Origin of the sequence: Serratia sp. 506_PEND (assembly GCF_001076875.1) — a bacterium.
GTDB classification, from domain to species: Bacteria; Pseudomonadota; Gammaproteobacteria; order Enterobacterales; family Enterobacteriaceae; genus Serratia; species Serratia marcescens.
In genome coordinates this window covers 1-951 of record NZ_JVEL01000459.1, presented here as the reverse complement: position 1 = coordinate 951, position 951 = coordinate 1, and the positions used below count along the sequence as shown (strand labels likewise).

General features: G+C 54.3%; 3 protein-coding genes. All 3 read left to right on the top strand.

The genetic code is table 11. The features are described 5' to 3' along the window. Positions 1-117, top strand: a 117-nt coding sequence (locus tag ADK28_RS30315) for a DUF987 family protein (protein ID WP_152929726.1), incomplete at its 5' end; no start/stop codon positions are given. Between the two features lie 20 nt (positions 118-137). After that, complete coding sequence (locus tag ADK28_RS18450; RefSeq protein WP_048796331.1) at positions 138-497, top strand: type IV toxin-antitoxin system YeeU family antitoxin; 360 nt, start codon at positions 138-140, stop codon at positions 495-497. A 40-nt stretch (positions 498-537) separates the two neighbouring features. After that, entirely contained in the window at positions 538-918 is a 381-nt protein-coding gene (locus tag ADK28_RS18445; RefSeq protein WP_048796330.1) for a TA system toxin CbtA family protein, read from the top strand. Positions 919-951: the final 33 nt, after the last annotated feature.

The following is a 951-nucleotide window of genomic DNA, read 5'->3' as shown; positions in this document are numbered from 1 at the left end:
TGCCACTACTACGGTCGAAAAGTCCAGGATATCAACGGTGTGCTCGGGGTCTTCGCTGAACGCCGTCAGGACCGCAACGGCCCTTATGTGATCCTGCGCAGCGTTACCCTGAATTAACTTACGTTTAAGGAACTTAAATGCAGAAAGAAAACCACACTACACACCACGCTATCTCTGAGCCATGGTGGGGACTGCGGCGCGATGTCACACCGTGTTTTGGCGCTCGCCTGGTGCAGGAGGGCAACCGGCTGCATTACCTGGCCGATCGCGCCAGTATCACCGGCACCTTCAGCGACGCAGAACGGCTTCATATTGACCAGGCCTTTCCGGTACTGCTGAAGCAACTGGAGCTCATGTTGCTTTCCGGTGAACTCAATCCCCGGCGTCAGCACTCCATCATCCTGTATGCGAAAGGGCTGACCTGCGAAGCGGACTGCCTGGCAAGCTGCGGTTACCTATACCTCGCAATTTACCCAACAACTGCAACAGCCGAATAACCCCAACGTCGTAAAAACCCATCCACAAAGAGATCACACCATGAAAACACAATCAGCTTCCCAGGCGGTGGCGGCTTCGTCACGCCCGTCCCCTGTTGAAATCTGGCAGACGCTACTGACGTACCTGCTGGACCAGCACTACGGCATGACGCAGAACGACACGCCGTTTGGCAATGACGGTGTGATCCAGGAACACATTGACGCCGGTATTTCACTGTGTGACGCGGTGAATTTTATCGTGGAGAAATATGACCTGGTGCGTACTGACCGTCGTGGCTTCAGCGCAGAAACACAATCGCCACTTATCAGCAGTATCGATATACTTCGCGCCCATCGTGCCACCGGGCTGATGAAACGTAGCGGTTACAGAGCCATCACCGATATCACTACCGGGCAATATTCACTGGAGTCCGGGCAATGAAAGTTAGCCTGAACATTGAAGCTGACGCCATCA

Bases quoted from the DNA above. Each gene is read 5' to 3' on its own strand.
- ADK28_RS18445 (WP_048796330.1), top strand. From the start codon at position 538: ATGAAAACACAATCAGCTTCCCAGGCGGTGGCGGCTTCGTCACGCCCG.
- ADK28_RS18450 (WP_048796331.1), top strand. From the start codon at position 138: ATGCAGAAAGAAAACCACACTACACACCACGCTATCTCTGAGCCATGG.